Source organism: Nitratidesulfovibrio sp. 1201_IL3209 (genome assembly GCF_036763125.1).
In the GTDB taxonomy this organism is placed as follows: Bacteria; Desulfobacterota; Desulfovibrionia; order Desulfovibrionales; family Desulfovibrionaceae; genus Cupidesulfovibrio.
Genome location: NZ_JBAIYT010000034.1, coordinates 14,539 through 33,555 on the forward strand (window position 1 = coordinate 14,539; position 19,017 = coordinate 33,555).

Here is a 19,017-nt window from a genome sequence, read left to right on the forward strand (position 1 = left end):
GCGTGCGCCTGCGCGCACGCCTCATGCGGTCCCGTCCGCACCGGCCATCTTGAACGGCGGGGCGAAGTGTGGTGCAATGCGCGACCCCATATCCCCAGCGGAGGCCCTCATGCGCTGTCGTAGCATCCTCGTCTGCCTGCTCCTGCTGTCCTGCCTGCCGCTTGCCGGTTGCATGAAGAAACTGCGGGTGGATCCCGTGCCCGAGCCCGACCTGCAATCCTTCGAACTGGGCGCCAGGATCCGGGCCATCTCCATACAGAAGCTGACCCAGAAAATGCGCCGGGGTGAGCTGACCACCACGGTGGCCTACGACAGTTTTTGCGTTCCGCAGAAAGTGGGGGCGTCCGACGGGGTGCGCTACGATTTGCGGGACGACGAACTGCTGGAAGTCTTCAATGACGAGGCCACCGACAACGGCTTCAAGGTGACCGGCAACCCGCGCACCCTGTTCGAGGATCCCGGCCGTTCGTACGCCGAACTGTGGATAGGGGGGAATATCTCCGAACTGCGCCGGAACATCTGCTTTCCCCTGGCGGATTGGGGCAATCCCCTTCCCAGCAAGGGCGAGGCCAACATGGTGGTGGACTGGGAAGTCTACTCGACGGTGGATCGCCAAGTGGTGCTGCGCCGCACCACCACCGGGTACGGCAAGCTGGATTCGGCCATGGACGGCGGCTCCGCCGAAGTGCTGCGCATCACCTTTGCCCACGCGGCGCGGGGTCTGCTGGCGGACGAAGAGTTCCGCAAGCTGGTCACCATGCCCGACGGTTCGGCGTATATGGCGCCGCAACTGACGCAGGGGCAGGAGGCTGCCCGGCCCGTGCTGGCCGACGTGCGCGTGCAACTGGCCGGGCCGGACACGCCGCGCGTGCCGCTGGACAGCGTGCGCAACTCTGTCGTGCTGGTGCAGGTGGGGGACGGGCACGGCTCGGGCTTCGTCATCACCGGCGATGGCTACATGCTGACCAACTACCACGTGGTGAAAGAGGCGGAACGGGTGCGGGTGCGCTTCCAGAACGGGGCTTCGGTGATCGTCCGGGTGGTGGCGCGCGACCAGCGGCGCGACGTGGCCCTGCTGAAGGCCGAGATGGACGGGTTGCGGCCCCTGCATGTTCAGGTTGCGGACGTGGCTACCGGGGACGAGGTGTTTCCCGTGGGCGCACCCATGCTGGAAACGCTGTCCGGCACCATTTCGCGTGGGATTGCCAGCGGGTATCGCAGGGAGCCGGAAGGCAGGGTGCTGCAAAGCGATGCCACGATTTTCGGCGGCAACAGCGGGGGACCGCTGGTGGACCGCAACGGCCATGTGGTGGCGATTACCGTGAGCGGCATGCAGGAGAATGGCGTGCCGATCGGCGTGAACTTCTTCATCCCCATCGTCGAAGCCCTGAAAAAGCTGGGCATTCCCACCACGCCCTGATGTCGGCCCGATGCGCCAGATGCGGGCCGCGATGCATGGTGATGCGCCGTCGGGGGATTTCACTTCGCGCGCATGGGGCGAAACGGACATGACATCTCACGGCCGGGCAACGGGCAACCGCTCCCGGCCTTTTCGCGTGGGCGGACCGGCGTCGTGTCCGGGCGGTGCGTTGCAGGAAGGGCCGTCCGGCCGTGCGGCAGGGCGCGTCCGCTGAACGGGGCTGCTTTCCGGGGCGACCCCTCCTGCCGGGCTTGCCGTGGGGGCGTCCGGCCCGCGCGGGCCATCGGCGTCAAGGGGCAAGGGGGGGCGTATCGTCCCTGCCCCGTGTCCATTGCCCCACAGATACAGCGATTAGGCGGAGCCTGTATTTTATAGGTAGGGTGATAGGGGGGAGCATGGTGGTGGAAGACGAACAGGCTGAAATGATTTCATAAGGCAATGCGTCACGTACTTGTGTGCCCGGCGTGGCACATTGACACATTCTTCACGGTGGGCCACTCCTGTACATATGTGAAAGCCAAACCCGTTGCGAAGCGGGGACGGAAAGCCACGGATCTCGCGCAGAGACAGCCGGGTTGCCTGTACCGGAGAACAGTGCGTCCGCGCGGCCCGTGGCAATGATCCCTTGGGGGGGGATATGCTGGCGGGCGTTTTCGTTCTGGTCATCGACCGCAATCCCATGTCCGCGTTCATGTGCGAGTGGGAACTGCGCAAGCGCGGCGCGGAAGCCTTCGTGGTGCGCGGGGTGGAGGACGCCCTGCCCGCGTTGGACACGCACCGCTTCGATTTCGCGCTGGTCGACGTGGCCGCCATAGAGAACGATGCGGACCGCGCCACCCTGCACGACAGCCTTACCGGAAACGGTGTGCCTTCCCTGTTGATGACGCGCCGCTGCCAGCCCGGCCCCGACCACCATGCATCCGCCTGCGCCTTGCAGGACAGCCTGCGCCTTGCCGCGGAATCGGTAAGCTGCATCGCCTATTGCGTGCTGAGCATGGGCAAGCAGGTCACCGCCCGCTTCAGCTGATCTTGCTCTACCCTGGCTCCACCCCGGCTCCCCCCCCCGCCCCGGCCCCATCCCGCGCCATTTCGCTGCGCGACTGCCATTCCGGCCAGCCCGCCCCCTCCTTGCCTGGCCGGTCTCTCCATCCTGCCCGCGTGTTAAAAATTTTCTAGACTTATTGCCGGGCGGGGCCGCTCCGGGGTATTGCACAGGCATTGCCGCGGCGTCCCGTCGTGCCCGCCCCGTCCTGTTCCGGGCAATCAGGTGCGGGGCGAATGCCGCCGTCCGGCACACGGGGGGAATCGTGAGGTCCAGCAAGACTGTCCTGGTTCTGGCCGGACCGCTGCTTACGGTGGTCACGGCGCTGGCGCTGTTTTTCCTGTCCCGCCACGGGGTGCAGGTGCACAATCCGGTGCTGCTGTTCGTGGTGACCATCGTGCTGGCGGCGTACCTTGGCGGGCACGCGTCGGGCCTTGCCAGCGTGGGCCTGTCCTTCGTGTACGTGCTGCTCACCTGGTCCACCGGGTTCGCCACGTTCGTCTATCCGGAATCCAGCGCCAGCCGGCTGCTGGTCTTTCTGCTGACCATGCCGGTGGTCTCGCTGCTGGTTTCGTACCTGCAAAGCCGCAACGAACGCATGCTGGAGAAGTTGCGCGCCAAGGGCCGGCAACTGGGCGAAAGCGAGGCGCGCCTGCGCCGGGCCGAACTGGTGGCGGGCACCGGCAACTGGGAGGTGGACCTGCGCACCGGCAGCCTGCATACCTCGGAAGGCGCCCGGCGCATCTACGGCATACCGGATGACTGCGACACCTTCGAGGCCGTGAAGGCCGTCCCCCTGCCGGAATACCGCCCCGCGCTGGACGCGGCCCTGCACGGCCTGGTCACCCGCGGCGTGGAATACGCCCTGGAATTCAAGATCCGCCGCCCCTCGGACGGGGGCATCGCCGACATCCAGTCGCGCGCCAAGTACGACGCCGAGCGGCACCGCATCTACGGCACCATCCAGGACATCACCGAGCGCAAGCGCGTAGAGCGCGAACTGATCGAGGCCAACCGCCAGGCCAACATCGCCAGCGAGACCAAAAGCCTGTTCCTGGCCAACATGAGCCACGAGATACGCACCCCGCTCAACGGCATACTGGGCGCGCTGCAACTGCTGAAGGCGGACCTGGCCGACCCGGAGCACGCCGGATACGTGAATCTGGCCATCCGCTCGTCGCAGCGGCTGACGCACCTGCTGTCGGACCTGCTGGACCTGTCGCGCGTGGAGGCGGGCCGCATGCCCGTGGCCCACGACCCCTTCGACGTGGCGCGGCTGGGCGATGCCGTGCGCGAACTGTTCCAGTTCGAACTGCGCACGCGCGGCCTTGCGCTGGACGTGCACATGGACCCCGGCCTGCCGGAAACCGTGCTGGGCGACGAGGGCAAGACCCGCCAGATACTGTTCAACCTGGTGGGCAACGCGCTGAAGTTCACCGAGCGGGGCGGGGTGCGCCTGCACATGTCGCCGCTGCCCGAAAAGGCGGGCAGATCCGGCGAACCCGGCTCGGCGGGCGCCAACGGGAACGGCGCGGGTGGGCATGGTACGGGCGGGGACGGAGGCGGGACGGGCATCCTGTTCACGGTGGAAGACACCGGCAAGGGCATACCCGACGCCCTGCTGGACAGCATCTTCGATCCGTTCACCCAGGGCGACAGTTCGTACGTGCGGCGGCATCAGGGCGCGGGGCTGGGGCTTTCCATCGTGCGGCGGCTGGTGGCGCTGCTGGGCGGCACCCTCTGCGTGGACAGCGAGGAAGGGCGCGGCACCGCGTTCTACGTGGCCCTGCCCTTCCGCAAGGGGGAGCGCCACGAACTGCCGCCGGAGGCGGCGGACTGCCCGACCCCGCCGCAGGACGGCGCGCCGGTGCGCGTGCTGCTGGCGGAAGACGACGCCACCACCCGCATGGTGGGCCAGCGGCTGCTGCAAAAGGCCGGGTACCACGTGACCCTGGCCGTGGACGGCGACGACGCGCTGGCCCGGCTGGCCGCCGAAGAGGTGGACGTGGTGCTGATGGACATCCACATGCCCAATACCGACGGCATCACCGCCGCCGGGACCATCCGCACCTCACCCCGCTTTGCGGCCCAGCGCAACGTCCCCATCCTGGCCGTGACGGCCGCCGCCATGGCGGGCGACCGCGAACGCTTTCTGGCCGCCGGTCTGGACGGCTACGTGGCCAAACCCTTCGACATGGCGGACCTTGTGGAGGAGATAGAGTGCGCGCGGAGAAAAAGGCAGGTGTGTTGAGGGGCCGCCCGCCTGCTCCGGACAAGCAGGAAGCATGGAAATGCAACGGTGCACAATGAGTTGGTGTACCATGCAAAGAAGGTGGGGTGGGCGCAAGCGCCACTCCCATTTCCGCCACTGGTCATTCGCGCCGCAACGTGCTTAGGCTCTGTCCAGTCCCTCTGCGGTACCTCCACCTCTAGAAAAGGAGAACGCTCGTGGCGAACAGGACAGTCTTCGTCAACACCTTCACCAATGGCATCCTCGGCCCGGATATTGCCATGCTCGGGCCGGTGGAAGACGGCGGCATCATCGTCGCCAACACGGCGCCCGGCTGCTGGGGGCCCATGCTCACCCCCGCCATCCGGGGCGGGCACGAGGTGACGCAGCCGGTCTTCGTGCAGGGCGCCGAACCCGGCGATTCCATCGCCATCCGCATCCTGTCCATCCAGGTCACCTCGCGGGTCACGGCGTCCGGCAACGACAGCATGTTCGCGGAACGCTGCCTGGGCGACCCCTACGTGGCGGGCAAGTGTCCGCAGTGCGGCGCGCTGTACGAAAACACCTGCGTGGAGGGCTGCGGGCCGGACTGCATCCGCTGCGCGGAATGCGGCGCCTCGGCCGCGCCCTTCGCCTTCACCAACGGCTACACCATCGCCTTCAACGAACAGGGCACCCTTGGCGTCACCCTGAACAAGGCCGCCGCCGAACGGGTGGCCGCCAACGCCAGGGACTACATGTGCACGCCGGACAACTCCATCCAGAACCCGGTGGTGGCCCTTGCGCCCAGCGACATCCCCGGCGTGGTCAGCCGCATGATTCCCTTCGTGGGGCAGCTTGGCGTCATGCCCACCCGGCAGATTCCCGATTCGCACAACGCGCGCGACTTCGGCTCGTTCCTGGTGGGCGCGCCGCATGAATACGCCATCACCCCGGAACAGCTGGCCGACGTCACCGACGGCCACATGGACATCAACCGCGTGCGCGCCGGGGCCGTGCTCATAGCGCCGGTGCGGGTGCCCGGCGGCGGGGTGTACGTGGGCGACATGCACGCCATGCAGGGCGACGGCGAAATCGCCGGGCACACCGCCGACGTGGCCGGGGTCATCACCATGCAGGTCTCGGTGCTGAAGGGCGTGACCTGCGGCGGCCCCATCATCCTGCCGGTGCACGACGACCTGCCCCTGCTGGCCCGCCCCCTGAGCGAGGACGAGAAGCGCCAGGCCCGGCAAGAGGCGGACGCGTGGGGCGTGCAACTGGAAGAATCCGCCCCCATCTCCTTCGTGGGCACCGGTCCCACCCTCAACGAGGCCACGGCCTGCGCCCTGGCCCGCGCGGCGGAATTCCTGGGCTGCCCGGTGCCGGAAGTGATGAACCGCGCCACCATCACCGGCAACATCCAGATCGGCCGCGCGCCCGGCACGGTCACCGCCACGTTCCTCGCGCCGGTGGCCGCCCTGCGCGAAAAGGGCGTGTACGAACTGATCCGCGCGCAGTACGGCCTGTAGGCGGCCATACGATTTTCCGCCGAAACGAAAAAGGCCGCCGGTCTTGCGACCGACGGCCTTTGCGTGTCCAAGCTGGTCGGGATGAGAGGATTTGAACCTCCGACCCCCTGAACCCCATTCAGGTGCGCTCCCAGGCTGCGCTACATCCCGACACGCGAGAAAAGGTGTGTAGCCCCGGTGGCCGAAGCTGTCAACCGGAAAGTGGTTGAAAGCAGGCGAAAAGGCGGGAAAGGGCGAACGGGAGCGATGGCTGGGCGCCGCTGCCCGGTGCGTTGCCTGCCGAACCGACCCACCAGGCACGATGCTCTTGCGGGCACGGCCGTGTCGGGTAGAATGGCGACAGGGCGGCGGCACGCGCCCCCGTCGTGCCGTCGTCGCGCCGCCGTCAGTGCCCGTATCGGCCCCGCGTCACTCCCGTCGCATCCATCCGCAGGAGGCACCATGAGCCCATCGCCCCGCGTCCCCATCGAACCCGTTTCGCCGCAGGCCCTGCGCGACTACATGGCCGCGCGGCCGGAAGGCAGCTACGTGCTGGTGGACGTGCGCCAGCCGGAGGAATACCGGCAGGAGCACATCCCCGGCGCGCGGCTGGTGCCCGTGGGCGAGCTGGCCTCCCTGCTGTCCACGCTGGACCCGGCGCAGGACCACGTCTTCTACTGCCGCAGCGGCGGGCGGTCCGCGGCGGCGGCGGTGATGGCGGCGGAAAGCGGCGTGTTCGCCGCGCCGTCCCCAGGCACGGGGGACAAGGGTGGAAAGGGCGGCACGGGAGGAGGTCGCATCCTGAGCCTGACGGGCGGCCTGAATGCGTGGACCGGGCAAGCCGTGGCCGACAGCCCGCGCGTCCAGGTATTCGCCGGGGTGCGCAGCATGGTCGAACTGCTGCGCCGCGCGCTGGACATGGAAAAGGCCGCCCACCTGCTGTACACCCGCGTGCGCGACGCCGGGCCGAAGCCCGCCGTGTGCGCGCTGATGGACCGGCTGATCGGCGTGGAACTGGCCCACGCCAAGGTGGTCTATCACCATCTTGCGCAGCGCTGGGACGCGGACGCCCACGCCGATGCCACGCGCGGCCCGCTGCCGCCCTTCGACGAACTGTTCGCCGCGCTGGAAGGCCGCGTGCTGGAAGGCGGCATGGCCGTGGCCGACCTTGACCCGTGGGTGCGCGACGCCGCCAGCGGCGACTGTCTGGACATCGCCGAACTGGCGCTGGAAGTGGAAATGAACGCCTACGACCTGTACCGCACCCTGGCCGACGAGGCCCGGCGCGGCAGCGGCCTGGGGGGCCTTGCGGAACGCGCCTTCCTGGACCTGGCCACGCAGGAAAAGACCCACGCCCGCATGATCGTCGACCAGATCGCCACCTTTTCCGCAGACGGGGAGGCCCGGTGAGCCACGATGTCCGGCGCTCGGACCCGCCTCGCCAACCCGGCCCGTTCGATCAATCCGGCCCGCCCGTTCCCCTGCCTGCCCCCCGGCGGGTGGATGGGGCTGGCGCGCCCGTCGCGCCTGCCGGTGGCATGGTTGGCGGCGCGCCCGATTCCGTCCCGTCCGGCCCTGTTCCGTCCGGCCCCGCTGCGTCCGCGTCCATCCCGCCCATCCCCGTGGCCCTGCTGCGCTGCCCGGATTACGACCCCGGCCGGGTGCAGCGCACCGTGGCCGAGGCGCTGGACGCCTCCGGCTGGACGCCGCCGCGCGGCCGCGTGCTGGTGAAGCCCAACTTGTTGCGCGCCGCTCCGGCGCTCAGTTGCACGCATCCGCAGGTGGTGCGCGCCGCCTGCGCGTGGCTGCTGGACCACGGCTGCGCCCTCACCGTGACCGATTCGCCGGGCTTCGGCACGGCACGCGGCGTGGCCGAAGCAACAGGACTCGCGCAGGCCCTGCGGTCCCTTGGGCTGACGGTCACCCCGCTGGACGACGCGGTGCAGGTGCCCCTGTCCTTCGGCGGGTCCATCGGCATTGCCCGCCGCGCACTGGAGGCGGACGGCGTACTCAGCGTGCCGCGCCTGAAGGCGCACAGCCAGATGCGCGTGACCCTGGCGGTAAAGAACCTGTTCGGCTGCGTGCCCGGCGTGCGCAAGGCCGTCGTGCACACCCGCCACGGCGACCGGGGCCACCGCTTCGAGGGCGCGCTGGTGGAGGTGGCGGCGGCGCTGCCGCCCACGGCCGCCCTGCTGGACGGGGTGGAGGCCATGCACGTGACCGGGCCGGGGTCCGGCAAGCCGTACCATCTGGGGCTCGTCGGGGCCTCGGCGTCCGGCGTGGCGCTGGATGCAGTGACCTGCGGGCTGCTGGGCCTGACGCCCGGCCAGGTGCCCCTGTGGGCGGAACTGGCGCGACGCGGCGCGCCCGGCGCGTTGCCCGGCCAGACGGGCCTGGTGCGTGAACCCCCGGACGCCTTCGACGCGCGCGGGTTCGAGGCGCCCGGCGTACTCAAGCCCATGAGCTTCCGCCCCGGCACGCTGCTGCGCAGCACCGTGCGCCGCCTGTGGGCGGCGTGGCGGTCGTGACCGCCGTGTGACGGGCACGAGGTGCAGCGGGGTGCCGGACCGCCGGGCCGCATGCCGTCCGCCCGCGCGTTCATGGAGCCCGGCAACGCGAACGGGCCGGAAGGGTGTTCCCTCCGGCCCGTGGTGTCGTTGCACGGGGTGGGGCGCGCGCGAGCCCCCGTGGCCCGCCGGTGCCGCGCGATGACGCGACGCCCTTTACGCGGCTTCCTTCTTCATGCCCTCGATCAGGCGGCGCAGTTCGGCGGCCTGGTCGGCCAGGTTGCGCAGGTCGGTGTTGGTGGCGTTGACCAGCGTGCCGTTCTCGCGGGCGATGCGGTCGATCTCCTCCACGGAACGGGTGATCTCTTCGCTGGCGGCGGACTGTTCCTCGGCCGCCGTGGCGATGGCCTGCACCTGCCCGGCGGCGTCGTGGGCCATGGTCACGATCTGCTGCAACAACTCGCCCGAACTGCCGGAAAGGCGCGCCGCGCCGTCGATGGCGCTGACCGCGTCGTCCATGCCCGTCACGTTGGTGCGGGCTAGGTCCTGGATGGCCTTGATGGAGTCGCCCACTTCCTTGGTGGCGCCCATGGTCTTTTCCGCCAGCTTGCGCACCTCGTCGGCGACCACGGCAAAGCCGCGCCCGGCATCCCCGGCGCGGGCCGCCTCGATGGCGGCGTTCAGCGCCAGCAGGTTGGTCTGGTCCGCGATGTCGTTGATCACGTTCATCACATGGCCGATGGCCTCGGACTGCTGGCCCAGGCGGTGCATGTTGTCCTTGAGGTTGCTGGCCAGGCCCTTCAGGTCCTGCATGGCCTTCACGGTCTGGCCGACCATGCCCGAGCCCTCGTCGGCCTTGGCGCGCGAGGCCTCGGTCTGGTCCGCGGCGCGGCCCGCGTTGCGGGCCACTTCCAGCACCGTGGCGTTCATTTCTTCCATGGCCGTGGCCGTCTCGTTGATGCGGGCCATCTGGGTGTCGGTGCCCCGGCTGATTTCCTCGGACCGGCGCGAGATGTCCTCCGCCGCGTGGTCGATGGCGCGCACCACGCCCTCCAGCCGTTCGGCGGCGGAAAGGATGCCCTCCTTGGTGGCCACGGCGGCCTTGCCCATGGCCTCTTCCGCCTGCCTGGCCGAGGCGTGCGCCGCGTCGGCCTGGCGGCCCGCCTCGCGCTGCTTTTCGGTGATGTCGGCGATGTTGTTCTTGAGCGTGGCGACCATGGTGTTCAGCGCCGCCTGCAAGGCGGAAACCTCGTCGCGGCCCCTGGCCTCGATGCGCACCTCCAGGTTGCCCTCGGCCACGGCCTGGGCCGCCGCCGTGGCTTCGCGCAACGGACGCACGATGGACGCGATGAGCATGATACAGACGGGTATGACGACCAGGAGCAGGATCGCCGCCATGACCGAAAGCTGCCAGGTCAGGGCCTTGTCGGCGAGGCTCTCCAGCGTGTCGTTGATGCCTGCCTTGGCCTCGTCGATGTTGTCGATGTACACCCCGGTGCCGATCCAGAACCTGGTGCCGGGAATCATCTCGGAATAGGCCAGCTTGGGCTGGTCGCCCTTGCCCGGCTTGGGGAAGATGTACTCGACGAAACCCCCGCCCGCCGCCGCGCGCTGCGCCAGCTCGCGCACGAAGTACACCCCGTTCTTGTCCCTGGTTTCGGCAAGGTCCTTGCCGTGCACGCTCTTGTTGGGGGGCAGGGCCACGTTGGTGGTGCCCTGGTAGACGAAATAGTACCCGGACTGGTCCTTCTCGAAGCGGATGGTGTCGATGGCCTTGCGCACCGTCTCGATGCGCGCGGCCTCGCCCGCCTCTGCGGGCACGTCGGCCAGCAGCTGGCCCAGCGCCTGGGCGATGGTGTGGGTGGCCACCTGCAACTTGGCCTTTTCCTCTTCCAGCATCACCCGCTGGGTCTCGGTGACGCCGTGGTCCCGGACGGTGCCGATGGTGGTCACGAACGCGGCGACGACACCCGCCACGAACAGCACCATGAACACGAGCAGCGCGATGACGCGCGCGCCGATGGAGAAATTCCTGAACATGCGACCCCCTTGAATGTCCGCGCAAGTTGCCCGCCGCCAGTGTGGCCGCAGCCGGGCCTGCCCCCGGAGACAGGTTTGGGACAATAGTATACCGACGTGGCGCTCTTGCAAAGAGAGTTAGTAATTTCACCCGGAAAAGACGTCGCCCGCATCGCCCCCGGAACGCAAGGGGCCGTTCCCGCCAGCAGCGGAAACGGCCCCCGATTGTCACAGAGCGTCGGAACGCACGGTTACTTCAGGTTTTCCGCGAGCAGTTCGGCGATGTGGCCGACCTTCATGCGGCTGCCGCGCTTTTCCGCGCCGCCCCTGATCTGCATGATGCAGCCGGGGCAGTCGGCCACCATGCGGGTGGCGCCGGTGGCTTCGGCGTTGTTCAGCTTCTTGTCCAGCAGTTCCTTGGACAGTTCCGGGAACTTCACGGAGAAGGTGCCGCCAAAGCCGCAGCACACCGCTTCTTCCTGGGCCTGGCAGTATTCCGAGCCGGAGGAGGCGATGAGCGCGCGGGGCTGTTCCACCACGCCGAGCCCACGGCACAGGTGGCACGAGGCGTGGTAGGCCACCTTCTCGCCCTTGCCCGTGAAGTCGTCGGCGGTCATGCCCAGCACGTCATGGACGAAGGAACTGAAGTCGATGACCTTGGAGGCGAACAGCTTCACCTTGCCCGCCATGTCCGGCTGCCCCGCGAGGATCTTGGGGTAGCCTTCCTTCAGGTGCGAGGCGCACGAGGCGCACAGGGTGAGGATGTAGTCGTACCTGGCCGCGTCGAACGCCATGACGTTCTGGCGCGCCACGTCGATGGTGGCCTGGCGTTCGGCCATCATCTGCACGGGCAGGCCGCAGCAGCTCTGGTCCATGGGGAACTCCATCTCCACCCCGCGCGAGGCCAGCACCTTGACGGCGGCCTTCATCTGCTCGGGGTAGACGAAGTCCTGCACGCAGCCCGAGAACAGGCCCACGCGCAGCTTGGCGTTGCTGACGCGGGGACGGATGGTTTCCCAGTCGTCGCGGAAGGCCTTGTCCGCGATGGCGGGCAGGGCGCGGAACCCGTGTTCCTTCATGAAGATCTGCGGCAGGTGGCGCAGGTACGGGGTGCCGCCGGTGACCGGCTTCTGGGCGTACTTGCCGAAGCGCAGCAGGGTGTGGAAGAGCTTGCGGTTCTTCAGCACCTTGCCGAGCAGGGTGGCTTCCACGGGCGCGCCGTCCTCTTCGCTGATGCGGGCGCGGATTTCCTTGATCAGGCGGGGCAGGTCGATGCCGCCCGCGCAAATGCTCTTGCAGGCTTCGCAGTTGATGCAGTTCTGCACCAGGTTGCGGGCCTTGTCCTTGCCGTGGAAGAAGTAGGTGAGGATGAGGCCGATGGCCCCGATGTAGATGTGGCCCATCTTGTGGCCGCCCACCAGGCGGTACACCGGGCACACGTTGGCGCACGCGCCGCAGCGCACGCAGCGCATCACCTGCGAGAACAGCGGGTCCTGGGCCAGGGCGCGGCGGCCGTTGTCCAGGAACACGATGTGCATTTCCTTCTTCTCGTCGGCAGTGGCCTTGCACTCGTTGGCGCCCGTGATCCAGGTGACGTACGAGGTGATGATCTGGCCGGTGGCGTTGCGGGGCAGCACCCGCAGCGTCTTCAGCGCGTCGTTCAGGCTGGGGGTCAGCTTGTCCAGGCCGCACAGGGCCACGTGCACGCGGGGCAGGGTGGTGACCAGGCGGCCGTTGCCCTCGTTGGTGACCAGGCCGATGGTGCCCGATTCGGCGATGGCGAAGTTGGCGCCCGAGATGCCCATGTCGGCGGTGGCGAAGTGCTGGCGCAGTTCGCGCCGGGCCACCTTGACCAGGCGCTGGATGTCCACTTCCTGCTTCTGCCTGGTCACCTCGGAGAAGAGGTCGGCCACCTGGTAGCGGGAAAGGTGGATGGCGGGCATGACCATGTGGGTCGGCCCTTCGTGGCGCAGCTGGATGATCCACTCGCCAAGGTCGGTCTCGATGACTTCGAGGCCGTCTTCCTCCAGGCGGTGGTTGAGCAGCGTTTCTTCCGCCGTCATGGACTTGGACTTGACGATCTTCTTGCAGTTCGCGTTCTTGGCGATGCGCGCGATGATCTCGTTGGCCTCGTCGGCGTCCCTGGCCATGTGCACCTTGACGCCGCGCTTCTCGGCCTCTGCCTTGAACTGGATGAACAGCCCGTCCATGTTGCGGGCGGCGGCGTCCTTGGCGTCGGCCACTTCGGCGATCAGGGCCTTTTCGTCCAGCCCGCGGAAGGCGTTGGCGCGGCCCACGGGGTAGGCCGTGGCGAACTTGTCCATGGCCTCGCGCAGAAACTCGTTGTCCAGGGATTCGCGCAGTTCCTTGCGGTATTCCTTCAGGGTCTTGGCGGTCTGCATCGACTTAGTCCTCCAGCATCAGGATGTGCAGTTCCAGCGGCCCGTGCACGCCGATGGCCAGCACGCGCTCGATGTCGGCGGTGCGGCTGGCCCCGGTGATGAACGCGGTGTAGCGCGGCGTGCCGGTGTTGATCAGCGCGTTGACCTCCCGCTCGGCGTCGAAGGCCGTGGCCCTGATGCGCGATTTGGGCAGGATGGCCATGTGGATCTCGCTGATCATGGAGGACAGGCGCAGTTCCTCGCTGGTGGAGTCGATGACGCAGGTGCCGGTTTCGGCGATGCCCATGTCGGCATGGGCCACGCCGATGTCGATGCCCGCGAGATGGCCGCGCAGGCCGTCGCGGATGCACTTCACCCCGCGCTCGGCGCACAGGGCCGAGAACGTGGCGTATTCCTTGTCGGAAAGGTTGGGCGCGGCCACGATCTTTTCCTGCTTGGTTTCGCACAGGGCTTCGGCCTTGTCCGAAAGCTTTTCCTCGCAGCCGGAAACCAGCAGCTGGCAGGCTTCCTTCTTGTCACAGACGTCGAGGACGTAGGCGAAGGCTTCCTTGAGGTTCTTCAGTTCCACCACGGTGGCGGCGACCGCCTCGGCCTTCTCACGCATGAGCCGGGCAAGGTCATTGGTAGCACTCATCAGTACTCTCCCTTTTACTGAATGCCGAGTTGCGCCGTCAGCCGCGCAAGGTCCAGGGCATGCGCCACGAGGTCGGCCCCGCGGCGTATCTTGACCAGTTCGCGCAGCTTCTGGCTGTTCAGGATTTCTTCCATCTTCCGGGCCACGGCGTAGGTGTCCTCGCGGACCACGATCACCGGGACCCCCAGCGCCTCTGACCTGGCGCGTATGATCTCATCGGGGGGGATGTTTCCGGTCAGGACCAGGCAAGGGCACTGCCCCTCCAGCGCGACGAGTTGCAGGTCCGTCCGGTCTCCTCCCACGATGGTTGCGCAGTTGGCGTGCCGCCGGAAGTGGGCCATGAAGTTCTCCACCTGCATGGTGCCGATGAGGAACCCGTCCACGATGCGGCCGGCCCGCGCCGTGCCCGAGACCATGCGCCCGCCCAGGCGGTGCGCCAGCTCCGACACCTTGATGGCGTTGAGGAGCGGGTCGTTGGGCACGATGCCGAGCACGGGCACGCCCCGTTCCGCCAGGAACGGGACCAGCACGTCTTCGGCGTCGCGCAGGTAGCTTTCGGGCACGTCGTTGCACAGAACGCCCGCAAGGGCGTCTCCCAGCAGTTCCTTTGCGTACAGGACGGCGTCGTAGTCGATGCCGTGGGCATACCGTTCCACCAGCAGCACCTTGAGGTCGAGCCGCCGGACGACCGAGGGGCCGTCCACGCCGCGCGCCTTGCCGGTGGTCAGGAACGCGCCGGCGCCGCCCACCAGCATGGTGTCGTGCCCGCGCGACAGCGCCCCGTAGGCGGAGGCCACGCGCTCCAGCGCGTTGCCCCCCGACAGGGCGGCGGCCCGGATGTTGCCGGGCATGATCACGGGGGTGAGCACCTCGGGCGGGGCGGAAAGGCCCAGCACCTCCTGCACCAGGAGGGCGTCCTCGTCCCCGGTCTGTTCGTCCACGGTCCGGGGCAACGTTCCCAGGGGCTTCATGAAGCCCACGTTGCGTCCGGTCTGCCGCAGCGCAAGACCAAGCGCCATGCAGACAAGGTTTTTGCCTGCACGGGGCGCCGTCGATCCGATGTAGATGCCCACCATGTCCGTGTGTCCGGTGTGTACGTAAGGCCGTGGGGTGTTCCGGGCCGTGGCCGCGAACGGCGCGCGCCCCGGAGAGTCCCCTCCGCGCCGTCCGGGCGGACGGCGCGGAGGGGCGCTGTGTCTGCCGTCCGGGCCTAGCCCTTGCCGTTCAGCACGGCAACGGTGGTCTGGGCGATTTCCAGTTCCTCGTTGGTGGGCACCACCAGCACCGGCACGCGCTGGCCGGGCTTGCCGATGTGGCGCGCCTCGCCCGAGCGCCTGGCGTTGACCGCCTCGTCGATGTCGATGCCCAGGATGTCCATGTTCGTGCACACCGCGGCGCGCAGCAGGTCGTCGTTCTCGCCGATGCCGGCGGTGAACACCACGGCGTCCAGGCGGCCCACCACGGCGGCGAAGGCGCCGATGTACTTGCGGATGCGGTAGACGAACATCTCGAAGGCCAGTTCCGCCATCTCGTCGCCCTTTTCACGGGCGGCGTGGATGTCGCGCATGTCGTTCATGCCGCAGATGCCCTTCAGGCCGCTCTGCTTGTTCATCACGGTGTCGATCTCGGCGCCGGACCAGCCCTTCTTTTCCATCAGGAAGGGGACCAGGGCGGGGTCGATGTCGCCGCAGCGGGTGCCCATCATCAGGCCCTCCAGCGGGGTGATGCCCATGGTGGTGTCCACGCACTTGCCGTTCTTCACGGCGGCCATGGAGCACCCGTTGCCGAGGTGGCAGGTGATGATGTTCAGCTCGTCCAGCGGCTTGTTCAGGAACTGCGCCGTCTTCTTGGTGATGTAGCGGTGCGAGGTGCCGTGGAAGCCGTAGCGGCGGATGCGCAGCGTCTTGTACAGGTCGTAGGGCAGCGGGTAGAGGTACGCCTTCCTGGGCATGGTCTGGTGGAACTCGGTGTCGAACACGCCCACGGACGGCGCATGGGGAAAGAGTTCCTCGGCCACTTCGATGCCCGAGAGGTTGGCGGGGTTGTGCAGCGGGCCCAGCGGAATGTAGTCGCGGATGACGCCCTTGGCCCATTCGTCGATCCTGACGGACTGCTTGATCTCCTCGCCGCCCAGCAGCACGCGGTGACCCACGGCGTAGATTTCTTCCTTGTCGGCGATGACGCCCTTCTCGGCATCGGTGATCAGGTCCACGACCTTGGTCATGCCTACGACATGATCGGGGAACACCTGCTCGATGACGATCTTTTCCTCGGCGTCGGTGTCGGGCTTGATCTTGTGGGTCAGTTTGCCCATGCCTTCGCCGATGCGCTCGACAAGACCGGAGCACAGGGGCTTCTCGGTGGTCATGTCGATGAGCTGGTACTTGATGGACGAGCTGCCGGAGTTGATGACGAGTACATTCATGCGGGTCGTTTCCTTTCGGGGTGTGGCCCCCCGGGCCGTGTGGGCGGCCCGGAGGGGCGGGCGCCGGGGGGAGTGTGGGCGGGCCCCCCGGCCGGGGTTGCGGATGTGCGGATGTCTATAGGGGCTTTCAGGGGCTGTTTCCAAATCAGGATTTTCGTTCGTTGGCAAGGAAAACGAGCCTGCCATGAGGGAGTGCGGCAGCCGTTAGGCGAGCTTGCGAGCCTTACGGATGGCGACCGCAGCGCGTACTCTTCTCGTATTCGACCGAGCCTTAGCCGTTAGGCGAGCGCGTAGCGCGAGTCTTACGGATAAGGACAGCAACGCCATGGCAGGCGAAGTTTGACGATGCCAACGGGCGAAAGGACGATTTGGAGACAGCCCCCTGGATCAGGTTAGATGAGGCCCTTCTCGGCCTGCGCCTGAATGGCGGTGATGGCCACGGTGTTCACGATGTCGGGCACCGTGCAGCCGCGCGACAGGTCGTTGACGGGCTTGTTCAGGCCCTGCAACACCGGGCCGATGGCCACGGCCCCGGCGGCGCGCTGCACGGCCTTGTAGGTGTTGTTGCCGGTGTTCAGGTCCGGGAAGATGAACACCGTGGCCTGGCCCGCCACCTGGCTGCCGGGCAGCTTGGTGCGCGCCACGTCCATGTCGATGGCGGCGTCGTACTGCAACGGGCCTTCCAGCAGCAGTTCCGGCGCGCGTTCCTTGGCGATGCGGGTGGCCTCGATGACCTTTTCCACGTCCGCGCCCTTGCCGGACGAGCCGGTGGAGTACGACAGCATGGCCACGCGCGGCTCGATGCCGAAGATGCGCGCGGTGTGGGCCGAGTTGATGGCGATCTCGGCCAGCTGTTCCGCCGTGGGGTTGGGGTTCACCGCGCAGTCGCCGAAGGCCAGCACGCGGTCCTTCAGGCACATCAGGAACACGCTGGACACGATGGAGAAGCCGGGCTTGGTCTTGATGAACTCGAACGCCGGGCGGATGGTGTGCGCCGTGGTGTTGATGGAGCCGGAGACCATGCCCTCGGCGTCGCCCTTGTGCACCATCATGGTGCCGAAGTAGGTGACGTCGTTCATGGTGTCGCGGGCGCGTTCGATGCTGACGCCCTTGTGCTTGCGCAGTTCGAAGTAGGCCTGGGCGTATTCCTCGAACCTGGGCGACAGGTTGGGCTGGATGATCTGCACGCCGTCCAGGTCGATGCCCAGCTCGCTGACCTTGGCGCCCACCTTGTCGGCGTCGCCCAGCAGGATGATGTCGGCCACCTCGCGCCGGGCCAGGATGTCGGCGGCGCGCAGGATGCGCTCCTCCACCCCTTCGGGCAGCACGATGCGCATGCGGTTCTGCTTGGCGCGCTCGATGAGGTTGAACTCGAACATCATGGGGGTGATGCGGCTGGACTTGCGGTTGATCAGGCGGCGGCCCAGTTCCTGGCTGTCCACGCAGCGCTCGAACAGGCCGAGGGCGGTGTTGATCTTGCGGTCGTTGTCCGGCTCGATCTTGCCGTACAGCTCGTTCAGGGTCTGGATGGTCTTGTAGGTGTGGTCCTTCACCGACAGGATGGGAATGGGCACCCCGGTCCAGCCTTCGATGAGGCGGTGCACGTTGGGCGCGGGCTGGATGCCGCCGGTCAGCAGCATGCCGGAAATGTCGGGGTAGGCGCCGGAAAGGCGGGTGGCGAGGCCGGTGAGGATGATGTCCGAACGGTCGCCGGGGGTGATCACGAGGCAGCCGGGGGTGACGTAGTCGAGGAAGTTGCCGATCTGCATGGCGGCGATGACGTAGTCGTCCACCAGGGTGTCCATGCGGCCGTGGCCGTACAGCACCTGGGCGTTCAGCCACTTCTTCACGTCGCCCATGGTGGGCTTGCCCAGGGTGGGTTCCTCGGGCACCACGTACACGGCCAGGGGGTTGGAGCAGTTGGCCTTGCACTCCAGGCTGTCGATGACCTCGGTCCGCTCGGCGTCGGTGACCGAGGCGCGGTTGATCACGGCGGCCACGATGTCCAGCCCCTTCTCGTCCAGAAGGTCGATGGTCAGCTGGGTGGAGGCGATGATTTCGTTGGCGGTCTTCTGCTGGCCGTTGGCCACCACCATCACCGGACAGCCGAGGTTGGCGGCGATGTCGGCGTTCAGGTCGAACTCGAAGGCGGCGTCCTTGCCCAGAAAGTCGGTGCCCTCGCAGAGCACGAAGTCGTAGCTGTCTTCCAGCTGCTTGTACTTCTTCAGGATGTTTTCAAGCAGCGTGGCGTGCTGACCGTTGTTGATCAGTTCCCGGGCATCCTGCAGCGAGTAGGCGTAGGTGTGGGCCGCGGGCACGTCGAGGTTGAAGTGGGTCAGGATGAGGTTGGTGTCGTGGTCCACCGCTTCCGTCACCGGCCGGTTGATGATGGGGCGGAAGAAGGCGACCTTGCGGATGTCGCGCAGCAATAGCTGCATCATGCCGAGCACCACGGCGGACTTGCCGCTCTTCGATTCCGTCGCGGTGATGTACAGATTGTTGGCCATGCATATCTCCTTGCGTGCCCCGCACCCGGAGGGGGTGCGGCACTGGCGGGCGCGGCGAGGCGTCCGTGGATCGTACACCGGCGGCACGGCCGCCGATGGTTCCGGGCCTGGCCCGGTGAGCCAAACGGCCCGCGGAACCATCCGCGGGGCCGGAATCCCCTGGCGGGGGGCCGCCGTTCGGCCCCCCGCCGGGGAATGATACCAGAGCGCGGCGCGGCGTACGCGCCCGATCGATAACTATAATAATCCGTGGGGCACGCCAGGCCGCGCCCGCTCGTCGTCTTATCTGATGCGCGGCGCGGCGTGCGCGCCCGCTCATCAAGCCTATAATCCGGGGCACGGCC

At 67.7% G+C, this 19,017-nt stretch carries 12 protein-coding genes, 1 tRNA gene and 1 riboswitch; of the genes, 6 read left to right on the plus strand and 7 right to left on the minus strand.

The window, feature by feature from the left end; translation table 11 throughout:
* The first annotated feature begins 109 nt into the window (after window positions 1–109).
* The 4 genes from V6B97_RS14140 (at window position 110) to V6B97_RS14155 (ending at window position 6,200) form a co-directional block, all read left to right on the plus strand.
* Window positions 110–1,420, plus strand: coding sequence for a S1C family serine protease (locus V6B97_RS14140; RefSeq protein WP_333507156.1), 1,311 nt, complete (start codon window positions 110–112; stop codon window positions 1,418–1,420).
* A gap of 506 nt (window positions 1,421–1,926) precedes the next feature.
* Window positions 1,927–2,003: riboswitch (cyclic di-GMP riboswitch) on the plus strand.
* Window positions 2,004–2,057: 54 nt separating this feature from the next.
* Window positions 2,058–2,447, plus strand: coding sequence for a hypothetical protein (locus V6B97_RS14145; RefSeq protein WP_333507157.1), 390 nt, complete (start codon window positions 2,058–2,060; stop codon window positions 2,445–2,447).
* Between the two features lie 280 nt (window positions 2,448–2,727).
* On the plus strand, window positions 2,728–4,713 hold the full coding sequence (locus tag V6B97_RS14150; RefSeq protein WP_333507158.1) for a response regulator: 1,986 nt from the start codon (window positions 2,728–2,730) through the stop codon (window positions 4,711–4,713).
* A gap of 197 nt (window positions 4,714–4,910) precedes the next feature.
* Complete coding sequence (locus V6B97_RS14155) at window positions 4,911–6,200, plus strand: acetamidase/formamidase family protein (protein WP_333507159.1); 1,290 nt, start codon at window positions 4,911–4,913, stop codon at window positions 6,198–6,200.
* A 73-nt stretch (window positions 6,201–6,273) separates the two neighbouring features.
* Here V6B97_RS14155 and V6B97_RS14160 read toward each other — a convergent pair.
* A tRNA-Pro gene (locus tag V6B97_RS14160) sits at window positions 6,274–6,350 on the minus strand.
* Window positions 6,351–6,641: 291 nt separating this feature from the next.
* On the opposite strand from V6B97_RS14160, the gene V6B97_RS14165 reads away from it, so the two are divergent.
* Together V6B97_RS14165 and V6B97_RS14170 are read left to right on the plus strand one after the other, a co-directional pair.
* Window positions 6,642–7,589 (plus strand): rhodanese-like domain-containing protein, encoded by a 948-nt coding sequence (locus V6B97_RS14165; RefSeq protein ID WP_333507160.1) that lies wholly within the window; start codon window positions 6,642–6,644, stop codon window positions 7,587–7,589.
* 128 nt (window positions 7,590–7,717) lie between these two features.
* Window positions 7,718–8,707, plus strand: a complete 990-nt coding sequence (locus V6B97_RS14170; protein ID WP_333507161.1) for a DUF362 domain-containing protein — start codon at window positions 7,718–7,720, stop codon at window positions 8,705–8,707.
* Window positions 8,708–8,902: 195 nt separating this feature from the next.
* Here V6B97_RS14170 and V6B97_RS14175 read toward each other — a convergent pair whose 3' ends face one another.
* From V6B97_RS14175 to pta, 6 genes are all read right to left on the minus strand, one after another.
* Window positions 8,903–10,726: a methyl-accepting chemotaxis protein gene (locus tag V6B97_RS14175; protein ID WP_333507162.1), complete on the minus strand. Its 1,824-nt coding sequence runs from the start codon at window positions 10,724–10,726 to the stop codon at window positions 8,903–8,905.
* 230 nt (window positions 10,727–10,956) lie between these two features.
* Window positions 10,957–13,107, minus strand: a complete 2,151-nt coding sequence (gene ldhH, locus V6B97_RS14180; RefSeq protein ID WP_333507163.1) for an L-lactate dehydrogenase (quinone) large subunit LdhH — start codon at window positions 13,105–13,107, stop codon at window positions 10,957–10,959.
* Window positions 13,108–13,111: 4 nt separating this feature from the next.
* Entirely contained in the window at window positions 13,112–13,741 is a 630-nt protein-coding gene (locus V6B97_RS14185) for a LutC/YkgG family protein (RefSeq protein ID WP_333507164.1), read from the minus strand.
* 14 nt (window positions 13,742–13,755) lie between these two features.
* Window positions 13,756–14,817, minus strand: a complete 1,062-nt coding sequence (locus V6B97_RS14190) for a phosphotransacetylase family protein (RefSeq protein WP_333507165.1) — start codon at window positions 14,815–14,817, stop codon at window positions 13,756–13,758.
* Window positions 14,818–14,951: 134 nt separating this feature from the next.
* Window positions 14,952–16,166 (minus strand): acetate kinase, encoded by a 1,215-nt coding sequence (locus tag V6B97_RS14195; RefSeq protein ID WP_333507166.1) that lies wholly within the window; start codon window positions 16,164–16,166, stop codon window positions 14,952–14,954.
* Between the two features lie 392 nt (window positions 16,167–16,558).
* Window positions 16,559–18,673, minus strand: a complete 2,115-nt coding sequence (pta, locus tag V6B97_RS14200; RefSeq protein ID WP_333507168.1) for a phosphate acetyltransferase — start codon at window positions 18,671–18,673, stop codon at window positions 16,559–16,561.
* Window positions 18,674–19,017 lie beyond the last annotated feature (344 nt).